The sequence below is a fragment of the Devosia sp. A369 genome, assembly GCF_054489345.1.
Genome location: NZ_JBTMWV010000004.1, coordinates 66,353 through 85,641, shown reverse-complemented (window position 1 = coordinate 85,641; position 19,289 = coordinate 66,353). Strand labels below are relative to the sequence as shown.

The 19,289-nt window shown below is 63.4% G+C and carries 16 protein-coding genes; 8 read left to right on the top strand and 8 right to left on the bottom strand.

Features of this window, described 5'->3' with window-relative positions:
* Positions 1-16: 16 nt before the first annotated feature.
* Both rhaS and ACX3OZ_RS07065 read right to left on the bottom strand, forming a co-directional pair.
* Positions 17-1,003 carry a rhamnose ABC transporter substrate-binding protein gene (rhaS, locus tag ACX3OZ_RS07070; RefSeq protein ID WP_459096325.1) on the bottom strand — a complete coding sequence of 329 codons (987 nt, stop codon included), beginning with the start codon at positions 1,001-1,003 and terminating at the stop codon, positions 17-19.
* Positions 1,004-1,043: 40 nt separating this feature from the next.
* Positions 1,044-1,844 carry a DeoR/GlpR family DNA-binding transcription regulator gene (locus tag ACX3OZ_RS07065; protein ID WP_459096324.1) on the bottom strand — a complete coding sequence of 267 codons (801 nt, stop codon included), beginning with the start codon at positions 1,842-1,844 and terminating at the stop codon, positions 1,044-1,046.
* A 184-nt stretch (positions 1,845-2,028) separates the two neighbouring features.
* Here ACX3OZ_RS07065 and ACX3OZ_RS07060 point away from each other — a divergent pair, with 184 nt between their 5' ends.
* Together ACX3OZ_RS07060 and rhaI are read left to right on the top strand one after the other, a co-directional pair.
* The gene (locus ACX3OZ_RS07060; RefSeq protein WP_459096323.1) at positions 2,029-4,128 is read left to right on the top strand and encodes a bifunctional rhamnulose-1-phosphate aldolase/short-chain dehydrogenase; all 2,100 of its coding nucleotides are present in this window, start codon (positions 2,029-2,031) and stop codon (positions 4,126-4,128) included.
* A gap of 129 nt (positions 4,129-4,257) precedes the next feature.
* Positions 4,258-5,547, top strand: a complete 1,290-nt coding sequence (gene rhaI / locus ACX3OZ_RS07055; protein WP_459096322.1) for an L-rhamnose catabolism isomerase — start codon at positions 4,258-4,260, stop codon at positions 5,545-5,547.
* A 155-nt stretch (positions 5,548-5,702) separates the two neighbouring features.
* On the opposite strand, the gene ACX3OZ_RS07050 is transcribed toward rhaI, so the two are convergent.
* The gene (locus tag ACX3OZ_RS07050) at positions 5,703-7,199 is read right to left on the bottom strand and encodes a CoA-acylating methylmalonate-semialdehyde dehydrogenase (RefSeq protein ID WP_459104163.1); all 1,497 of its coding nucleotides are present in this window, start codon (positions 7,197-7,199) and stop codon (positions 5,703-5,705) included.
* A 95-nt stretch (positions 7,200-7,294) separates the two neighbouring features.
* Here ACX3OZ_RS07050 and ACX3OZ_RS07045 point away from each other — a divergent pair, with 95 nt between their 5' ends.
* Positions 7,295-8,173 (top strand): LysR family transcriptional regulator, encoded by an 879-nt coding sequence (locus ACX3OZ_RS07045; RefSeq protein WP_459104162.1) that lies wholly within the window; start codon positions 7,295-7,297, stop codon positions 8,171-8,173.
* Between the two features lie 207 nt (positions 8,174-8,380).
* Positions 8,381-8,854, top strand: a complete 474-nt coding sequence (gene ybaK / locus ACX3OZ_RS07040; RefSeq protein ID WP_459104161.1) for a Cys-tRNA(Pro) deacylase — start codon at positions 8,381-8,383, stop codon at positions 8,852-8,854.
* Positions 8,855-8,919: 65 nt separating this feature from the next.
* On the opposite strand, the gene ACX3OZ_RS07035 is transcribed toward ybaK, so the two are convergent.
* The 4 genes from ACX3OZ_RS07035 to ACX3OZ_RS07020 all read right to left on the bottom strand — a co-directional run bounded on the left by ACX3OZ_RS07035 (position 8,920) and on the right by ACX3OZ_RS07020 (position 12,223).
* Positions 8,920-9,066: a DUF1127 domain-containing protein gene (locus ACX3OZ_RS07035; protein ID WP_459096318.1), complete on the bottom strand. Its 147-nt coding sequence runs from the start codon at positions 9,064-9,066 to the stop codon at positions 8,920-8,922.
* Between the two features lie 275 nt (positions 9,067-9,341).
* A complete protein-coding gene (gene cydX / locus ACX3OZ_RS07030; RefSeq protein ID WP_459096317.1) occupies positions 9,342-9,461 on the bottom strand; it encodes a cytochrome bd-I oxidase subunit CydX in 120 nt (39 codons plus the stop codon).
* 9 nt (positions 9,462-9,470) lie between these two features.
* On the bottom strand, positions 9,471-10,619 hold the full coding sequence (gene cydB, locus ACX3OZ_RS07025) for a cytochrome d ubiquinol oxidase subunit II (protein ID WP_459104160.1): 1,149 nt from the start codon (positions 10,617-10,619) through the stop codon (positions 9,471-9,473).
* Entirely contained in the window at positions 10,616-12,223 is a 1,608-nt protein-coding gene (locus tag ACX3OZ_RS07020; RefSeq protein ID WP_459104159.1) for a cytochrome ubiquinol oxidase subunit I, read from the bottom strand. The genes cydB and ACX3OZ_RS07020 overlap by 4 nt, the downstream gene beginning before the upstream one ends.
* Positions 12,224-12,351: 128 nt before the next feature.
* Here ACX3OZ_RS07020 and cydD point away from each other — a divergent pair, with 128 nt between their 5' ends.
* Together cydD and cydC are read left to right on the top strand one after the other, a co-directional pair.
* The gene (cydD, locus tag ACX3OZ_RS07015) at positions 12,352-14,085 is read left to right on the top strand and encodes a thiol reductant ABC exporter subunit CydD (protein WP_459104158.1); all 1,734 of its coding nucleotides are present in this window, start codon (positions 12,352-12,354) and stop codon (positions 14,083-14,085) included.
* Positions 14,082-15,731, top strand: coding sequence for a thiol reductant ABC exporter subunit CydC (gene cydC, locus ACX3OZ_RS07010; RefSeq protein WP_459104157.1), 1,650 nt, complete (start codon positions 14,082-14,084; stop codon positions 15,729-15,731). Before cydD ends, cydC begins: the two co-directional genes overlap by 4 nt.
* 5 nt (positions 15,732-15,736) lie before the next feature.
* Here cydC and ACX3OZ_RS07005 read toward each other — a convergent pair whose 3' ends face one another.
* Positions 15,737-16,456 carry a Crp/Fnr family transcriptional regulator gene (locus tag ACX3OZ_RS07005; protein WP_459104156.1) on the bottom strand — a complete coding sequence of 240 codons (720 nt, stop codon included), beginning with the start codon at positions 16,454-16,456 and terminating at the stop codon, positions 15,737-15,739.
* Positions 16,457-16,622: 166 nt separating this feature from the next.
* On the opposite strand from ACX3OZ_RS07005, the gene ACX3OZ_RS07000 reads away from it, so the two are divergent.
* Positions 16,623-18,881 (top strand): heavy metal translocating P-type ATPase, encoded by a 2,259-nt coding sequence (locus tag ACX3OZ_RS07000; protein WP_459104155.1) that lies wholly within the window; start codon positions 16,623-16,625, stop codon positions 18,879-18,881.
* Entirely contained in the window at positions 18,878-19,288 is a 411-nt protein-coding gene (gene cueR / locus ACX3OZ_RS06995) for a Cu(I)-responsive transcriptional regulator (protein ID WP_459104154.1), read from the top strand. The genes ACX3OZ_RS07000 and cueR overlap by 4 nt, the downstream gene beginning before the upstream one ends.
* Position 19,289: the final 1 nt, after the last annotated feature.

The following is a 19,289-nucleotide window of genomic DNA, read 5'->3' as shown; positions in this document are numbered from 1 at the left end:
CGAGGTGACATAGAGATCAATAGATCTTGGAGAATTCTTCGATGTTGGTCTTGTCGAAGGTGAAGGGTGCGGCCATGGCGCCGGAGTTGGTGTCGTCGAGGGTCAGATCGCCCATGCGGCCCATCGAAAGGGTGGCGCCGGGAGCAGCTTCGCCGCCCTTGACCAGGTCATTGGCCAGCATCACGGCCGAGTAGCCCAGGTCGATCGGGTTCCACAGGGCCACGGCCTGCGAAGCACCATTGTCGATGAACTGCTTGAACTCGGAGGGCAGCGCCAGGCCCGTGACGTTGATCTTGCCGATCAGGTTCTGGTCGGTGACCACCTGGGCCGCCGCCACGACGCCGACGGTGGTCGGGGCAATGATGGCCTTGAGGTCGGGATAGGAGGCGATCAGGCCCTTGGCTTCGTCGGTCGACTTCACCGAGTCATCGTCGCCATAGACCACGGCCACCAGATTGATGTTGGAGAACTTGGCCGGGATGGCGGCCTTGGCGGCTTCGATCCAGGCATTCTGGTTGGTCGCGGTGGAAGCAGCCGACAGGATGGCGACGTCGCCACCCTCGGGCAGATAATCGGCGGCCAGCTTGATGATGGTTTCGCCGATAAGGTCGATATCGGACGGGTTGAGGTGGAGCTGGCGGCCTTCAGGCGCAACGCCCGAGTCCCAGCTGATCACCTTGATGCCACGTTCCATGGCCTTCTGCAGGGCCGGCACCAATGCGTCGGGGTCGTTGGCGGAGATGGCGATGGCATCGACCTGCTGGGCGATCAGCGCATTGATCACTTCGATCTGGGCTTCGGCAGTGGCGGCGGTGGGGCCGGTATAGATGACTTCGACGTCACCCAGTTCAGCGGCAGCTTCCTGGGCGCCCTTGTTGGCGGCGTCGAAGAAGCCGTTGCCGAGCGACTTCACCACCAGCGCGATGCGCGTCTGGGCATAGGCCGGAGCGGCGAGCAGCACGGCAACGGCCGTGGTGGTGGCCAAAAGCTTCAAGAGTTTCATGCGTTGATCCCTCCCTGGGATGGTCTGGTCTTGGTTTTCCTCAAGCCACCGTTGCCTGCCGGTCGCCTAGTGTTTCCGCCACAATGAGCCGCACGCCTGCCGTTTCCAGCATTTGGCGGTCTTCGTCGCGGATGCCGCTATCGGTGATGACAGCGGTTATGCGGTCGAGCCCACACAGGATCAGGCTCGAACGTCCCGAAAACTTGGAAGAATCGGCCAAGACGATCAGCTCGTCGGCCTGGTCGATCAGGCACAGCTCGGATTGCACGACCATTGGGTCGGCCTCCATCAAGCCGTGTGCGCCGATGCCTTGGCAGCCGATAAACATGCGCTTGGCATAGAAATGCGAGGCCACCACGCCGCCAAAGGGCGACAGGATGACATTCTGCTCGCGGTAGATCGTGCCGCCGGGAATGACGACGGAATTGCGCGAATTGTGAATGAGGAATTCGGCGATGCCGAAGCTGTTGGTGAACACCGACAGCCGGCGATGGGTGAGATGATGCACCATCTGATAGGTGGTGGAGCCGCCATTTATGATGATCGGTTCGCCATCATTGCACAGCTCGGCGGCGGCGCGGGCGATGGCACGTTTCTGCGCGATGTTGAGGGTTTCATTGACCGAGAAGGGGCGGCCCATCAGCGACGCCTGTTCCGGCGGGTTGACCGCCTCGGCGCCACCGCGCACCCGGCGCACTTCGCCGCGCACATGCAGCGCGGCAATATCGCGGCGAATGGTGGCTTCGGACGATCCGGTGACCTCGCACAGCTCGGCAACCGTCACCACGGGCCGGGTCTGCACGGCGGCGATGATCACTCTCTGGCGTTCAGTTTCGTGCAAGGCAGCTATCTCCCTGACGCAGGTCTCACACCAATTCCAATCACTGTCAATCATCACACCGTCAAATTTGCGACAAGCAAGCGCGTTATGCTTGATCATGATCGTTTGTGATTGACAGTGATGATTGGCCGTGGCCATCTCCGGTCCATCTATCTGGCCACCACTACCCTCTGGGAGGAGTCTCATGTCCACCACCGCGCCCAAGCGCCTCGCGAACCTCTGGGACGACGCCAAAGCCGCCGCGATGAGCGAGCCGGAACGCCTCGTTTATCGGTCCAACCTGCTCGGCAGCGACAAGCGGGTCACCAATTTCGGTGGCGGCAACACCTCCTCCAAGATCATGCAGAAAGACCCGCTGACCGGCGAAACGGTGGAAGTGTTGTGGGTCAAGGGCTCGGGCGGCGACAATGCGTCCATCAAGCTCGATGGGTTTTCGACGCTGTATATGGAGAAGCTCCGGGGCCTGAAGGGCCTCTATCGCGGCGTGGAATTCGAGGACGAGATGGTGGGCTATCTGCCCCACGCCACGTTCAACCTCAATCCGCGCGCTGCATCCATCGATACGCCGCTGCATGCCTATGTGAACCGGCCGTTTGTCGACCACATGCACCCGGACGCCATCATCGCCATTGCGGCGTCGAGCAATTCCAAAGAACTGACCCAGCAGATTTTTGGCGACTCCATTGGCTGGCTGCCATGGAAGAAGCCGGGCTTTGAGCTGGGGCTGTGGCTGGGCAAGTTCTGCGAGGAAAACCCCAAGGCCAAGGGGCTGATCCTCGAGTCGCATGGGCTGTTCACCTGGGGCGACACGCCCAAGGAATGCTACGAAACCACCATTGCGGTGATCAATCAGGCCATCGAGTGGTTTGAGCAGCAGACGGCGGGCAAGGTGATTTTCGGTGGAGAAGCGGTGCAGGCTCTGCCGGCCGAGCAGCGCCGGGCCATTGCCGCCAAGCTGATGCCGAAGATTCGTGGGCTGATTTCGGAAGACAGCCATAAGCTGGGGCATTTCGATGACAGCCCGGCTGTGCTGGAATTCGTCAATTCGAAAAACCTCCGCCCGCTGGCGGCGCTGGGCACCTCCTGCCCCGACCATTTTTTGCGCACCAAAATCCGGCCGCTGGTGATCGAGTTCGATCCGGCCAAGCCCGATGTGGATGCGGTGGTTGCCAAGATTCCCGAGGACATCGCCGCCTATCGCGTCGACTACCAGGCCTATTACGATCGCTGCAAGCACGACAATTCCCCTGCCGTGCGCGACCCCAATGCGGTGGTGTATCTGATGCCGGGCGTCGGCATGTTCACCTTCGCCAAGGACAAGGCGACGGCGCGGATTTCGGGCGAGTTCTATGTCAACGCCATCAATGTGATGCGCGGCGCGTCGACGGTGTCCACCTATGTCGGCCTGCCCGAGCAGGAAGCCTTCGATATCGAATATTGGCTGCTTGAAGAGGCCAAGCTGGCGCGGATGCCCAAGCCGAAAGCGCTGGCCGGGCAGATTGCGCTGGTCACCGGCGGCGCTGGCGGCATCGGCAAGGCGACTGCGGTGCGGCTGCTGCGCGAAGGCGCCTGCGTGGTGCTGGCCGATATCGACGAGAGGGCGCTGGCCGCGGCCAATGAGGAATTGGGCAAAGTGTTCGGGGCGGACTTCGTGCGCCCGGCTATCATCAATGTGACCAAGGAAGACGCGGTGATCGGCGGGTTTGCCGATGCGGTGGTGGAGTTTGGCGGGCTGGATATTCTGGTGTCCAATGCCGGGCTGGCCTCGTCGGCGCCGATCGAGGAGACGACGCTGGAGCTGTGGAACAAGAACATGGACATTCTGTCCACCGGCTATTTCCTGGTCAGCCGCGAAGCCTTCCGGCTGTTCCGGGCGCAGAAGATCGGCGGCAATGTGGTGTTCGTGGCGTCCAAGAATGGGCTGGCCGCGTCACCCAATGCGGCGGCCTATTGCACGGCCAAGGCGGCGGAAATTCATCTGGCGCGGTGCCTGGCGCTTGAGGGTGCGGGCGAGCAGATCCGCGTCAATGTGGTCAATCCCGACGCGGTGCTGCGCGGCAGCAAAATCTGGGCCGGCGAATGGCTCGAGCAGCGCGCATCGACCTACAAGACCGACAAGGATGGTCTGGAAGAAATGTATCGCGAGCGCTCGCTGCTGAAGCGCAGCGTGTTTCCCGAGGATATTGCGGAGGCGATCTACTTTTTCGCCTCGGACGCCTCGGCGAAGTCGACGGGCAATATCATCAATGTCGACGCGGGCAACGCCCAGTCGTTTACGCGGTAAAGAGGGGCACGGGTCAACCACACCACGATGTCACCCCGGCCTTGAGCCGGGGCCCATCCTGAGATCTCAAGATGGATCCCGGCTCAAGGCCGGGATGACACCGAGTTGGGTGCGGCCGTGGAGGAAAAAATGACTGAACACATCATCAATCCAGACATCATCGCCGCCGACAATGCCAAGCGGGAGGCGGATCTTCGGGCTGATTATGACAGTCTGGGCGAGCGGCTGGATCGGCGCGGGATCTCCATTGCGGCGATCAAGGCGAAGATTGCCGAGTTTTCCATTGCCGTGCCCTCCTGGGGCGTTGGCACCGGGGGCACTCGCTTTGCTCGGTTTCCGGGGCCGGGCGAGCCGCGCGATATCTTTGACAAGATCGAAGACTGCGCCGTCATCTCGCAGCTGACGCAGGCGACCAATACGATTTCGCTGCATATTCCCTGGGACAAGGCCGATCCCAATCGGCTGAAGCAGGCGGCGAGCCGGTTCAATCTCGGCTATGACGCGATGAACTCCAATACCTTCTCGGATGCCAAGGGGCAGTTGCAGAGCTATAAATTCGGTTCGCTCTCGGCAGCCGATGCGGCGACGCGGCAGCAGGCGATCGAGCATAACCTCGAATGCATCGAGATCGGCAAGACCATCGGCTCCAAGGCGTTGACGGTGTGGGTCGGCGACGGCTCAAACTTCCCCGGCCAGGTCAATTTCACCCGGCAGTTCGAGCATTATCTGGAGTCGATGAAGGCGGTTTATGCCGCCCTGCCCGATGACTGGCGCATCTATACCGAACACAAGATGTATGAGCCGGCCTTCTATTCGACGGTGGTGCAGGATTGGGGCACCAATTATTTGATCGCCAAGGAACTGGGCGACAAGGCGTTTTGCCTGGTCGATCTTGGGCACCATGCGCCCAACGTCAATATCGAGATGATCGTCGCCCGCCTGGCCCAGTTCGGCAAGCTCGGCGGCTTCCATTTCAACGACAGCAAATATGGCGACGACGATCTGGATGCCGGTTCGATTGATCCGTACCGGCTGTTCCTTGTGTTCAACGAGCTGGTGGATATCGAGCGCAATGACGCTGATTTCCGGCCGGCGCATATGCTGGACCAGAACCACAATGTCACCGATCCGATTGAATCGCTGATGCTGTCGGCGTCGGATGTGCAGCGGGCTTATGCGCAGGCGTTGCTGGTGGATCGGGTGGGGCTCACCGAGGCGCAGAATAACAATGATGCGCTGGCTGGGACGCAGGCGCTGCGCGTGGCCTATCGCACCGATGTCGAGCCGATCCTGGCGATGGCGCGGCTGGAAAAGGGCGGCGCGATTGATTTGCTGGGGGCCTATCGCGCTTCGGGCTATCGCCAGCAGGTGGCGGCAATCCGCCCGGCTGTCGAAGGCGGCACCGGCGGCATTATCTGAGTTTCACGCCCCTCCCCGCGTGGAAAAAGGCAAAGGCCCGTGGAGTGATCCACGGGCCTTTGTCGTCTCAGTCGTGTGTGGAGAAGGCCCCCTCACCCGGCGCTGCGCGCCGACCTCTCCCCCAGAGGGAGAGGTGAAAAGGGGGGCGAAGCCCCTTACTTCATGGTGGGGAACTGGAATTCGGCGCCGTCCTTGATGCCGGAGGGCCAGCGGGTGGTGACGGTCTTGACCTTGGTCCAGAATTGCATCGAATCCGTGCCGTACTGATTGAGGTCGCCGAAGGCGCTGGCCTTCCAGCCGCCGAAGCTGTGATAGGCGACTGGCACCGGCACCGGTACGTTAACGCCGACCATGCCGACATTGACCCGAGCCGCGAAATCGCGCGCCGCATCGCCGTCGCGGGTGAAGATCGCCACGCCATTGCCGTAGGGATTGTTGGAGGGCAGCGCGAGGGCTTCCTCGTAGTTCTTGGCGCGGACCACCGAGAGCACCGGGCCGAAGATTTCTTCGGTGTAGATGTCCATGTCGGTGGTGACGTTGTCGAACAGGCATGGACCGACGAAATAGCCGCCTTCATAGCCCTGCAGCGAGAAGTCGCGGCCATCGACCACCAGCGTGGCACCCTGCTCGACGCCCTTGTCGACCAGGCCGAGCACGCGCTGCTTGGCGGCGGCGGTGATCAGCGGGCCCATTTCGGAGGCGCGGTCGGTGGCGGGGCCAACCTTGAGCGCTTCGATGCGCGGACGCAGGGCGGCGATGATCTTGTCGGCGGTATCGTCGCCCACCGGCACGGCGACCGAAACGGCCATGCAGCGTTCGCCGGCGGCGCCATAGCCCGAGCCCATCAGGGCGTCGGCGGCCTTTTCCATGTCCGCGTCGGGCATGATGATCATGTGGTTCTTGGCGCCGCCAAAGGCCTGCACGCGCTTACCGTGAGCGGCAGCGGTGGCATAGACATAGCGGGCAATCGGGGTGGAGCCGACAAAGGACACGGCCGAGATGGCTTCGTGTTCGAGAATGCCGTCGACGGTGGCCTTGCCGCCATGCACCACGTTGAGAATGCCCTTGGGCAGGCCGGCTTCGATGGCCAGTTCGGCCAACCGCACCGGCACGGAGGGATCGCGCTCGGAGGGCTTGAGGATGAAGGCATTGCCCGCCGCGATGGCCGGCGACAGCATCCACAGCGGGATCATCGCCGGGAAATTAAACGGGGTGATGCCGGCGCCGATGCCGATCGGCTGGCGCATGGAATACATATCGATGCCCGGGCCAGCGCCTTCGGTGAAGGCACCCTTGAGCAGGTGCGGCGCACCGGCGACGAATTCGCTGACTTCGAGTCCGCGCATCACATCGCCCTTGGCATCTTCAAAGGTCTTGCCGTGCTCGAGGCTGAGCAGTTCGGCCAGCTCGTCCATATGCTGGTTGAGCAGCGCGACATAATTGAAGAACACCCGGGCGCGGCGCTGCGGATTGGTCGTGGCCCAGCCCGGCTGCGCGGCAGCGGCCGAAGCCACCGCAGCTTCCAGATCGGCCTGGGTGGCCAGCGCCACGCGAGCCTGCACTTCACCGGTCGCCGGATTGAAGACATCCTGGAATTCGGCGCTGTTGCCGGTGGTCTGCTTGCCGTCGATGAAATGGCCAATGGTGCGCATGGCGGTCTCCCTTGTTTGCTGCTCCTTCTTCGCGCTATATTTTACGCATCGCAACGCGATAGATTTGGTATCCGTTGTGCGGAAATTATAGCCCGATGAATTGGGATGACGTTCGCATCTTTCTCGCCGTGGCCCGGAGCGGGCAGATTTTGGGCGCGGCGAAGTCGCTGGGGCTCAATCACGCGACGGTGGCAAGACGGCTGACGGCGCTGGAACAGGCGCTGGGCAGCAAGCTGTTCACCCGGCGCACCAATGGCTCGGAACTGTCGGGCGAAGGCGAGCGCTTTCTCATGCATGCCGAGCGGATGGAAAGCGCCATGCTGGCCGCCCATGAATCGGTCGGGGGCGACAGCCTGATCGACGGCACGGTGCGGGTCGGGGCGCCGGATGGATTTGGCGTGGCGTTTCTGGCGCCCCGGCTCGGCGAACTCACCGAGCGGCATCGGGGGCTGCGGGTGGAACTGGTGCCGGTGCCGCGGGCCTTCTCGCTATCGCGCCGCGAGGCCGATATCGCGGTGACGCTGGAGCGGCCGCGCGAGGGCCGGCTGGTGGCGCGCAAGCTCACCGATTATCGGCTCGGGCTTTATGCGGCGCCGGACTATCTGGCGAAACATGGCACGCCGGTGACGAGCGACGACCTCGCGGGGCATCGCCTCGTCGGCTACGTGGAAGACCTGCTTTATACCGCCTCGCTCGACTATACCGGCGAGTTCCTCAAGAGCTGGCGCTCAAGCCTCGCCGTCTCCTCTGCGATGGGCCAGACCGAGGCGGTGCGGGCTGGGGCGGGGATCGGGATTTTGCACAGCTTCATGGCCATCGGCGATCCCGACCTGGTGCCGGTGCTGCCCGAGCAGAGGCTGACCCGCAGCTATTGGACGGTGATGCATGAGGATTTGCGCGCGGTGCGGCGCGTGGCGCTGGTGGCGGAGTTTTTGAGCGAGGTGGTGATGCGGGATCGGGCGATGTTTGGGTAGGTCGCTTGTCCCTTGAGACGCACTCCAATCTCGGTGTCATCCCGGCCTTGAGCCGGGATCCTTCTTGAGATCTATGGCCTTGGCAGGATCTCAGGATGGGCCCCGGCTCAAGGCCGGGGTGACATCGGGGTTGGGGTGAGGCTGGTGCGCCCGGGAAGCCGGGCGAAGCCCCCTTGCCTCTTGTGTTTGCTGCGCTAGAAATAGCGCATGTCCAAGACCACTCCCGCCACGCTGGCGTTGACCAAAGCTGGTGTGCCGTTTGCCACCGCGACCTATGAATATGATCCCGCTGCCGACCGGGTCGGCTTGCAGGCGGCGGAGGCGATGGGGGTGTTGCCGTCCATCGTGCTCAAGACGCTGATGGCCGAGGTCGATGGCAAGCCGGTTTGCGTCGTTGTGCCGTCGGACGAAGAAGTGAACATGAAAAAGCTGGCGGCGGCGTTTGGCGGCAAGTCGGCGCAGATGATGAAGCCGGCCGATGCCGAGCGCCTGACCGGCTACAAGGTCGGCGGCATCAGCCCTTTCGGCCAGAAGAAACTGGTGCTGACGGCAATCGAGGAACTGGCGACGCTGGAGGACGAGATATTTCTCAATGGCGGCCAGCGTGGGCTGCAGATCCGGATGAAGCCCGATGATCTGGTGACGGCGCTTGGCGGCAAGGCGGCAGACCTGATCCGCTAGGCCCCAGACAGACAAAAGGCGCCCGAGTGGACGCCTTCATCTAAGTCAGCAGTATTCGGTCGCTATTAGCGGACCAGAGCGCCGCGAGCGATGTTCTTGATGTCGCCCTTGGTGATGCCGAGGTCGTTCAGCTGACGGGCGTCGAGAGCGTTGAGCTCGCGCATCGTGCGCTGATACTGAGCAAACTGTGCGATTTTCTGGCGGATGTTCATTTTCGGTTCCCCTTCGTTTTGATGACCTATATCTAGAGCCATCCAGTCGTGATTAGAAGATAGGCTTTGTGCACATCCGTTATGCACTGGGCGCAAGCGGTCGCCACAAATTGCCCGAAATCACCACCATACCGAAGATTGATGCAGCGCAGTAACCGCGCACTACTACCCCATCAACTACTTGAAATATAATGAAAAAAAGGACACCGCTAGCGCGGCGTCCGTCTTAATCAATTTTTGACCATCTGGTCAGCAGCTATGCGCCTCACGCTGGTTCAGTTTTGTGCATTCTCGCCAGCTTCATGACGATCCTGCCGCATTTCGAACCACATGGCGTTGAGAATGGCGAAGCTGCAGGCCAAGCCGAGGCCCAAAATCCACGAGAAATACCACATGTCAGCCTCCTAATAGGCGTTGGGGTTCTTTTCGAGCGACTGCGTGCTGACCGTCCCGCGCATCACCCGGAACACCCAGGCGGTGTAGAGGATGATGATGGGCAGGAAGAAGGCGGTCACCAGCAGCATGATGAACAGGGTCAGGTGGCTGGAGCTGGCGTCCCACAGCGTCAGCCCGGAATTGGGCACGGTGGAGGATGGCAGCAGGAAGGGGAACAGCGACAGCCCCGCCGTGGCGACGATGCCGAAGATGGCGACGCTGGAGGCCAGCAGCGTTGGAAGCCGCAGGCGCGCCTGCAAACCGACCACCGCCCCGAGCAACCCGGCAAAGCCCAGCACCGGCGCGGCCACCATCCAGGGATAGAGCCCGTAATTGGTCAGCCAGCCACCACGCGTCAGTTCCACCGTCTTGGCCAGCGGATTGATGGCGGCCTGGCCGTCCACCAGGCTGGTGATGGCATAGCCGTCGATGCCGAAGGCAATCCAGACGCCGCCCAGCGCGAACAGCACCAGGGTCAGCAGCCCGGCGATAATGCCATAGCTGCGGGCTCGCTCGGCCAGTGGGCCGGTGGTGCGACCGGCGATCACTGCCGCGCCCTGGGTGACGATCATGCCGAGGCTGACCAGCCCGCAGAGCAAGGCAAAGGGGGTGAGCAGCTGGAAGAAATTGCCGGTGTAGAAGGCGCGCATCGTATTATCGAGGTGGAAGGGGGCGCCGAGCAGCACATTGCCCACCGCCACGCCGAAAATCAGCGAGGGCACCGCGCCACCCACGAATAGCGCCCAATCCCAGGTGGCGCGCCAGCGCTTGTCCTTGATCTTGCTGCGGAACTTGAAGCCGACCGGGCGCAGGATCAGCGCCAGGAGGATGACGATCATCGCCAGGTAGAAGCCGGAAAAGCTCACCGCATAGAGCGGCGGGAAGGCGGCGAAGATGGCCCCGCCCCCCAGCACCAGCCACACCTGATTGCCCTCCCAGGTGGGACCGACCAGATTGAGCAGCACCCGCCGCTCGGCATCAGTCTTGGCGGCGAAGGGCAGCAGGGCCCCGACGCCGAGGTCACGTCCACCCATGATGGCAAAGCCCATCAGCAGCACGCCGAGCAGGGCCCACCAGATCAGCCGCAGGGTTTCATAGTCGAGTGGAATGGTGCTCACGATCCAAGCTCCTTATTGGCGGGCGTCGCTGGCAGCGCGTCGATGACAAAATCCTCGTCGTCGCCCTCATCAGTGGCGGCAAACAGTTGGTCCTGCGGCCCGGCCTTGATGATCTTGACCATCAGCATGATCATGATGACGAAAAGGATCGAATAGAGCGTGACAAAGAAGCTCAGCGAGATGACCAGGTCCCAGAAGTGCAGGCCCGAGGCGGCATAGAAGGTGGGTAAGACGCCTTCCACCACCCAGGGCTGTCGGCCATATTCGGCGATGAACCAGCCGGCCTCGATGGCCAGCCAGGGCAGCGGCAAGGTGCAAAGTCCGATCCACAGCATCGGCCTATTGGTATCGAGCCAGCCGCGCGAGGCGCGATAGAACCACACCGAAAAGAAGGCGATGAAGAAGAAGCCGATGCCCACCATCAGGCGGAAGCTCCAGAACAGCGGCCAGACATCGGGCACTGTATCGAGCGCCGCCTGAGCGATTTCCTCGCCGGTGGCATTGCCGACATCCTCGCGATATTTCTTCAGCAACAGGCCATAACCCAGATCGGCCCAGTGCTCGTCGAACGTGGCGCGGGCGGCGGTGTTGCCGGCATCGGCGCGGACTTCCTGCAGTGCGTCATAGGCCACCATGCCCGACTGGATGCGCACCGCGGCGTGCTCGACCAGCTCGGTAATGCCGGGCAGCTCCATATCCAGCGAGCGGGTGGTGATCAGGCCAAGCAGCCAGGGCAATTGCACCTGGAAGGCCGGCTCGCCCGGCACATTGCTGGGAATGGCGAACAGGGTCAGCGCCGCCGGGGCCGGCTCGGTGTGATACATCGCCTCCATGGCGGCGATCTTCATCTTCTGATGTTCGGTCGCCACATAGCCGCTCTCGTCGCCGAGCACGACCACCGACAAAGCCGAGGCCAGACCGAAGCTGGCGGCGACGACCATCGAGCGCTTGGCCAGTTCAACATGCTTGCCCTGCAGCAGGAACAGGCAGGAAATGGCGAAGATGAACACCGCGCCGCAGACATAGCCGGCGCTGACGGTATGAACGAATTTGGCTTGTGCCACCGGATTGAAGATCACCGCGATGAAGTCGGTGATTTCCATGCGCATGGTGTCGGGATTGAATTTGGCGCCGACCGGATTTTGCATCCAGCCATTGGCGATCAAAATCCACAGCGCCGAGAAATTGGCCCCCAGCGCCATCAGCCAGGTGACCGCCAGATGGCCCACCTTGCTCAGCCGGTCCCAGCCGAAGAAGAACAGCCCGATAAAGGTGGCTTCGAGGAAGAAGGCCATCAGCCCTTCAATGGCCAGCGGCGCGCCGAACACGTCGCCCACATAATGGCTGTAATAGCTCCAGTTCATGCCGAACTGGAATTCCATGACGATGCCGGTAGCGACGCCCATGGCGAAATTGACGCCGAATAGCGTGCCCCAGAACAGGGTCGCCTTGCGCCAGATATCGCGCCCGGTCATCACGTAAACGCTTTCCATGATGGCCATCATCACGGACAGGCCAATGGTAAGCGGCACGAAAATGAAGTGATACATGGCGGTGGCGGCGAATTGCCACCGCGAGAGTTCGACAACGGTCATGTCGATCATGAGCTACTGCCCTTCTGTCTGGCAGCGCCCGAGTCGGCGCCGTCACTGCGCACTCTATGCGCTCCGAGTCTCCCCATGCCTTGATTCAGATCAAGGGCTCGGTCTCAACTCACTCTATGCTGCAATTCATGACCTTGTCCGATATCGACCGCCGCAACGGCAAAACCCTCTCCGCCCTGCGCCGGCATAGCGGCATCTGGCTCAGTCTGGCCATTGCCGCGCCACTGCTCGGCGGGGCCCTGCTGGTCTGGCAGGCGTGGACGCTGGCGAGCGTGCTGGGCGGGGCCATCGAAAGCGGTGCGCCGATCGAGACGCTGGTTCCGGGCATCGTGCTTATCCTCTGCTTGTTGCTGACCCGCGCCGCCCTCGCCGCCATTGGCGAGCGGGCCGGCACGGCCGGGTCCGAGGCGATCAAGTCCGCCGTTCGCGCCACGCTTTATTCGCATCTGCTGGCGCGGTCGCCGCGCGCGGCGGAACAACCGCAATCAGGGGCGGCGGCATCGGCCATCATCGATCAGGTGGAGGCGTTTGACGGCTTCTTTGCGCAGTATCTGCCGGCGATGATCCAGGCGAGCCTGCTGCCGATCGCCTTTGGCGCCATCATCCTGCCACTGGATTGGCTGGCGGGGCTGCTGTTCCTCATTTCGGCGCCGCTGATTCCGGTATTCATGGCGCTGGCCGGCTGGGGCGCGCAAATTGCCACCAACAAGCAAGCGCGCGCTTTGTCGCTGCTCACCGGACGGTTTGCCGACCGGCTGCGCGGACTGCTGACGCTGAAACTGTTCGGCCGCGCTGAAGCGGAAACGGCGGGTATTGTCGCCGCCAGCGACGAATTACGCCGCCGGACGCTGCGGGTGCTGCGCATCGCGTTTCTGTCGTCGGCGGTGCTGGAGTTTTTCGCGGCGCTGGGCGTGGCCGGCGTGGCGCTGTATGTCGGGCTGACCTTCATTGACTATCTCAAGCTGCGGTCATCGCCGCTCACCCTGCAACTGGGGCTGTTCCTGCTGCTGATGGCGCCGGAGGTGTACAATCCGCTGCGCCTGCTCGCCGCGCACTATCATGACCGCGCCGCTGCCAAGGCGGCTATTGGGGAAATTGAGGCCCAGCTCGGAGCGCTGCCCCCTGCCCCGGTGCCGCTTGTCGATGCACCGCGTTCAGCGACCAGTGGCGCGCTGGGACTGAGGCTCAGCAACCTCACTTTGCGGACGCCCGACGAGGCCCGCGTCACCCTGGCCGATACTGACCTCACCATCGCCCCAGGCGAACACATCGCCATTCTTGGCCCCAGCGGCATTGGCAAATCGACGCTGTTGGAGGCGATTGCCGGGCTGCGGAAATATGAGGGCGGCATTGTGCTCGACCAGCGCCCACTCGCTGATTGGGCCGAGGCAGAATTGCGCGGGCGAATGACCATGCTGGGGCAGAAGCCGCGCATTTTTGCCGGCAGCATTGCCGACAATATCGCCCTTGCCCGGCCAGATGCCTCACCCAGCGAAATCCAGCGCGCCGCCGAGCGGGCGCTCGTCACCCCGTTTGCCGATGTGTTGCCCGAGGGGCTGGCCACCCGGATTGGCGAGGGTGGGCTGGGACTCTCCGGTGGGCAGGCGCAGCGGATCGCCTTGGCGCGGATTTATCTGCGGGATGCTGGGCTGATCCTGCTGGATGAACCCACCGCCCATCTCGACGCAGCGCTCAAACAGGAGGTGCTGGACGCGCTCAAGCTTTATGCGCGGGGTCGGACGCTGATCATCGCCACCCACTCGCTGGCGGTCGCCGCGCGGATGGACAAGGCGTGGCGCATTGCCGGCGAGAGCCTGCTGCCGATGCCCCTGCCCGCTCATAAGGGGAAGACTGTCGCATGAAATCGCTCCTCGCCTTTCGCAGACTGTTCCTCACCCAGGCCAAGGGGTTTTCGCTGGCGCTGCTGCTGTCGCTCATAGCGCTGGCAGCGGGCGTGGCCCTGCTCGGCACCTCGGGCTGGTTCATCACCGCCGCCGCGCTGACCACGGCGGGGCTGGCGTTCAATCTGTTCGTGCCCTCGGCACTGGTGCGCGGCTTCTCATTCATCCGCATTCTGGCCCGCTATGGGGAGCGACTGGCCGGCCATGACGCCACGCTGCGGCTATTGGCCGATTTGCGCGGCTGGCTGTTTGGCCGGCTGTTTCCGCGTCTGCCGCTGGCCGACCGCAGCCTGCGCCATGGCGATCTGGTCAGCCGGCTCACCGCCGATGTCGACGCGCTCGACACCGCGTTTCTGGTCGCCATCGGGCCGATTGCCGCCGCACTGGTGATTGGCGGGGCGCTGACCGGCTTGCTGGCCTGGCTGCTGCCCAGCGCCGCGCTGGTTTATGGGCTGTGTTTCGGGCTGGCGGGGCTGGCGGTGCCCTCGGGTCTGGTGCTGATCAGCCGTGGGGCTGGGCGCGAGCTGGTCAGCCGCGCCGCCGATGCCCGGGCCAGCGTGCTCGATGGCATTGAGGGCCATGCCGATTTGACGCTGTTCGGCGTGCTCGGCACGGCGCAGGTCGGGTTTACCGACGCGGCGCAGCGTCTCTCCGCTGCCAAGGGGCGGCTGTCCACCCTGACCGTGCTCGCCGGCTTTGCCGTGCAGGCGCTGGCGGCGCTGGCGCTGGTCGGCGCGCTATGGTTTGGGATGCAGAGTTTTACTGCTGGGACGGTCGAAGGCCCGGTGCTTGCCGGTCTGCTATTGGCCATCGCCGGGAGTTTCGAGGCGACCAGCCTCATCGTGCGCAGTGTCGGCAAGCTGACCACCGCCATGGCCGCCGCCGAGCGGCTCACCGCCATCGCCGACAGTCCGCTGCCAATCGCCGATCCGGTCAGTCCGGTGGCGCTGCCCGCTGACACCACGCTCAGCCTGCGTGACGTCACCTTCAGCTATGGTGGCCCGCCGGTGTTGAACGATCTGGACCTTACGGTGGTACCGGGCGAACACATCGCCATCATTGGCCCCAGCGGTATCGGCAAATCCAGCCTGCTCACCCTGATGCTGCGCCTCGCCGAGCCGCAATTGGGCAGCATCAGCCTCGGCGGCGTCGCGCTGCCGGCGCTGCGTCAGGCCGATATCCATGCCAGCATGGCGCTGCTCAGCCAGGACAGCCCGCTGTTCAATGACAGTATCCGCGCCAATCTGCTGATCGGCAGCCCGGAGGCGGACGATGCAAAGCTGTGGTCGGCGCTGGCTGACGCCGGCATTGAGGCTTTCGTCCGTGGCCTGCCAAATGGGCTGGGTAGTCTCATCGGGGAAGGCGGGCGCAGTGTTTCGGTGGGACAGGCGCGGCGGCTGTGTCTGGCGCGGGTGCTACTGTCGCCGGCGCGAATTCTGCTGCTGGATGAACCCACCACCGGACTCGACCGGGCGGCGGAAGTGGCGTTCTTCGAGACGCTGCATAGCGCAGCGCAGGGGCGCAGTGTGATCGTGGTCACTCATGCAGCGATCCCGGAAGGCAGTGTGGATCGGGTGCTGACGCTGCGGAATGGGATGCTGGAATAATGCCGCTACCCGCAGCGCACCCTTAGCCGGGCCATATCTGGCACAGAGACGTGGCGGTAGTTCTCGACCTCGATGACGCCATCGGCCTTGAGCTTGCTCATCTGGCGGCTCACGGTTTCGATGGTCAGGCCTAGGAAATCGCCGATGTCGGCGCGGCTCAGTGGCAGGTCGAAGGTCATCACCGTCGCCGCAGCCGGCTCGGTGTGGCTGGCGATCAGATAGAGAAAGCTGGCCACCTTCTCGGCGGCGCTCTTGCGGCCCAGCGTCACCATCCAGTCGCGCGCCTCATCGAGTTCGCGCAATGTCTGCAGCATCAGCCGGTGTTTCAGCGCCGGATTGTCGCGCACCAGCGCTTCCATGGCCGATTTCGGCACGAGGCAGAGATCGACATCGGACGCCGCCTCCGCCGTCACCCGACTTTCGCGGGCAAATAGCCGCCCCAGCAGATCGGGCGCAAATTGCAGCCCCACCACCTGCTGGCGGCCATCCTCCAGCACCTTGGAGAGCTTCACCACGCCGCGCAGCACAATACCGTAGCTGGAGATCGGCTCGGCATCGGCCAGCAGCAGTTCCCCCGGCGCGCGTTGCACGCGGCGCGAGTGACGCACCAGGGCGGCGCGCTGGACGGGAGTCAGGGCGCCGCAAATGCCCTGATGACGGGATTCGCAGCTCTGACAGAGCAGAGCAAGATCGGGTTTGGGGATGTCGATGTGGACGGGCTGCATGGCATAACGTCTCCTGACACCGCCAACATAGGCCCGCGCTATCAAGGCTTTAAGCCGCGCAACTGTCGCAGTGCCAACCTGCCGCATGTGCGGGACACAATCGCACATGAGCCCCTTGACCTTACCATAATGGGAAGCTTTATATACTGCAGGACGAGGTGAAAACATGACTGAACACGTCCATAGCAAACCGCTTTCCATCGATATCGCCGGCATGACCTGTGCCTCCTGCGTGGCACGCGTGGAAAAGGCCCTGCTCAAGGTGCCGAGCGTCACCGCTGCATCGGTTAATCTCGCCACCGAGCGCGCCACGGTGCAGCTTGGCGATGCCGAGCAGCTCGATGCCGTACTCAAGGCCATCGAAAAGGCCGGCTATCAGGGCAGCCAGACGCCCGAGATGCATCACCACGACCATGGCGGGCACCAGCATCACGACGAGGACGCGGCCGTGCTGCGTCGCGACGTGCTGATTGCGGGCCTCTTCACCTTGCCCATCTTCATCATCGAAATGGGCGGCCATCTCTACATGCCGTTCCATATGTGGGTGATGTCGCTGGTGTCGACGCAGACGCTCAATGTCGCGTTCTTCATCGCCACCACCATTGTGCTGTTCGGGCCCGGCTGGCGCTTCTTCAAGATCGGCATTCCGGCGCTGCTGCGCGGTGCGCCCGAGATGAACTCGCTGGTGGCGCTTGGCGCCGGCGCGGCTTGGCTGTTCTCAACGGTGGTGACCTTTGCGCCGGACCTGGTGCCGAGCGAAACGCGCTTCGTCTATTTCGAGGCGGCGGCGGTCATCGTCACGCTGATCCTGGTGGGCCGCTGGCTGGAAGCTCTGGCCAAGGGGCGTACGGGCGAAGCCATTCAGCGGCTGGTGCGTGAACAGGCCAAGACCGCCCGGGTGCAGCGTGATGGCGCCATCGTCGAACTGCCGATCGAACAGGTGGTGGCCGGCGATATCATCGTCGTCCGTCCCGGCGAGAAGATCGCCGTCGATGGCGAAATCGTCGACGGCAGTAGCCATATCGATGAATCGATGATTTCCGGCGAGCCCCTGCCCGTCTCCAAGACCGTGGGCGCGACCGTTATTGGCGGCACGCTCAACACGTCGGGCAGTTTCAGCTTCCGCGCCACCAAGGTGGGCGGCGACACCATGCTGGCGCAGATCATCCGCATGGTCGAAGAGGCCCAGGGCGGCAAGCTGCCGATCCAGGCCGTGGTCGACCGGATCACGCTGTGGTTCGTGCCCGCCGTCATTGCTCTGGCCATCGCCACCTTTGCCGTCTGGGCGATCTGGGGGCCGGACCCGGCCACCACATTCGGTCTGGTCAATGCGGTCGCCGTGCTGATCATCGCCTGCCCCTGTGCCATGGGCCTCGCCACGCCAACTTCGATTATGGTGGGCACTGGCCGCGCTGCCGAGATGGGTGTGCTGTTCCGCCAGAGTCAGGCGCTGCAGCAGCTGCGGGACGCCAAGGTCGTCGCCTTCGACAAGACCGGCACGCTGACGTCGGGCAAACCGACGCTGACCGATCTGATCCTCGCCAAGGGCTTTGAGCATGGTGACGTGCTGGCCGCCGTGGCGGCTGTGGAAGCCAAGTCCGAGCATCCTACGGGCGCTGCCATTGTGGCCGCTGCCGAGCAGCAGGGCCTGTCCCTGCCAGTGGTGGCGGACTTCCAGTCCTCGGCCGGCAATGGCGTCAGCGGCACGGTCAATGGCCGCGCGGTGCTGATCGGTTCGGCCCGCTATCTGGAAGGGATCGACCTCTCCGGCTTTGACGCCGATGCCGAGCGGCTGGCCAATGAGGGCAAGTCTCCAGTGTTTGTCGCCATCGATGGCAAGGCCGCCGCCACCATCGTGGTTGCCGACAGCATCAAGCCGACCAGCAAGGCCGTCATCGACGCATTGCACGCCATGGGTCTGAAGACGGCGATGATCTCGGGCGACAATCGGCGCACGGCCGAGGCGATTGCCCGCCAGCTCGGCATTGATGAGGTCCGCGCTGAGGTGTTGCCCGCCGACAAGGTGGCGACCATCAAGGGCCTGCGCCAGTTTGGTCCCGTCGCCTTTATCGGCGATGGCATCAATGACGCGCCGGCGCTGGCCGAAGCCGATATCGGCATCGCCGTCGGCACCGGCACCGATGCCGCCATCGAAAGCGCCGACGTGGTGCTGCTCGGCGGCGACCTCAAGGGCGTGCTCAACGCTCTCATCATCAGCCGGGCGACCCTCAAGAATATCTGGGAAAACCTGTTCTGGGCCTTTGGCTACAATACGCTGCTGATCCCGGTGGCGGCTGGCGTGCTGTACCCAAGCTTCGGCATCCTGCTCAGTCCGATGATCGGCGCCGGCGCCATGGCGCTCAGCTCGGTCTTCGTGGTGGGCAATGCGCAGCGCCTGCGCGGCGTGAAGGGAGTGAAATTGTGAATATCGGCGAAGCCTCCAGCGCCTCGGGCGTGTCGGCCAAGATGATCCGCTATTACGAATCCATCGGCCTGATCCGGCCGCCGCATCGCACCGACAGCAATTATCGCGTCTATGGCGAGGACGAAGTCCACGTGCTGCGCTTCGTCAAACGCGCCCGCACGCTGGGCTTCTCGGTGGAGGAAACCTCCACCCTGCTCGGGCTATGGCAGGACAAATCGCGCGCCAGTGGCGAGGTCAAGGAGATCGCGACCAGCCATATCACGGCGCTGCAAACCAAGATCGCCGAGTTGCAGGGGATGGTCAAAACCCTCAGCCATTTGGCCCATTGCTGCGGCGGCGACAACCGCCCTGACTGCCCCATCCTCGACGACCTCGCCGGCGAGCATCCCATTTCGAAAGGACACTAAG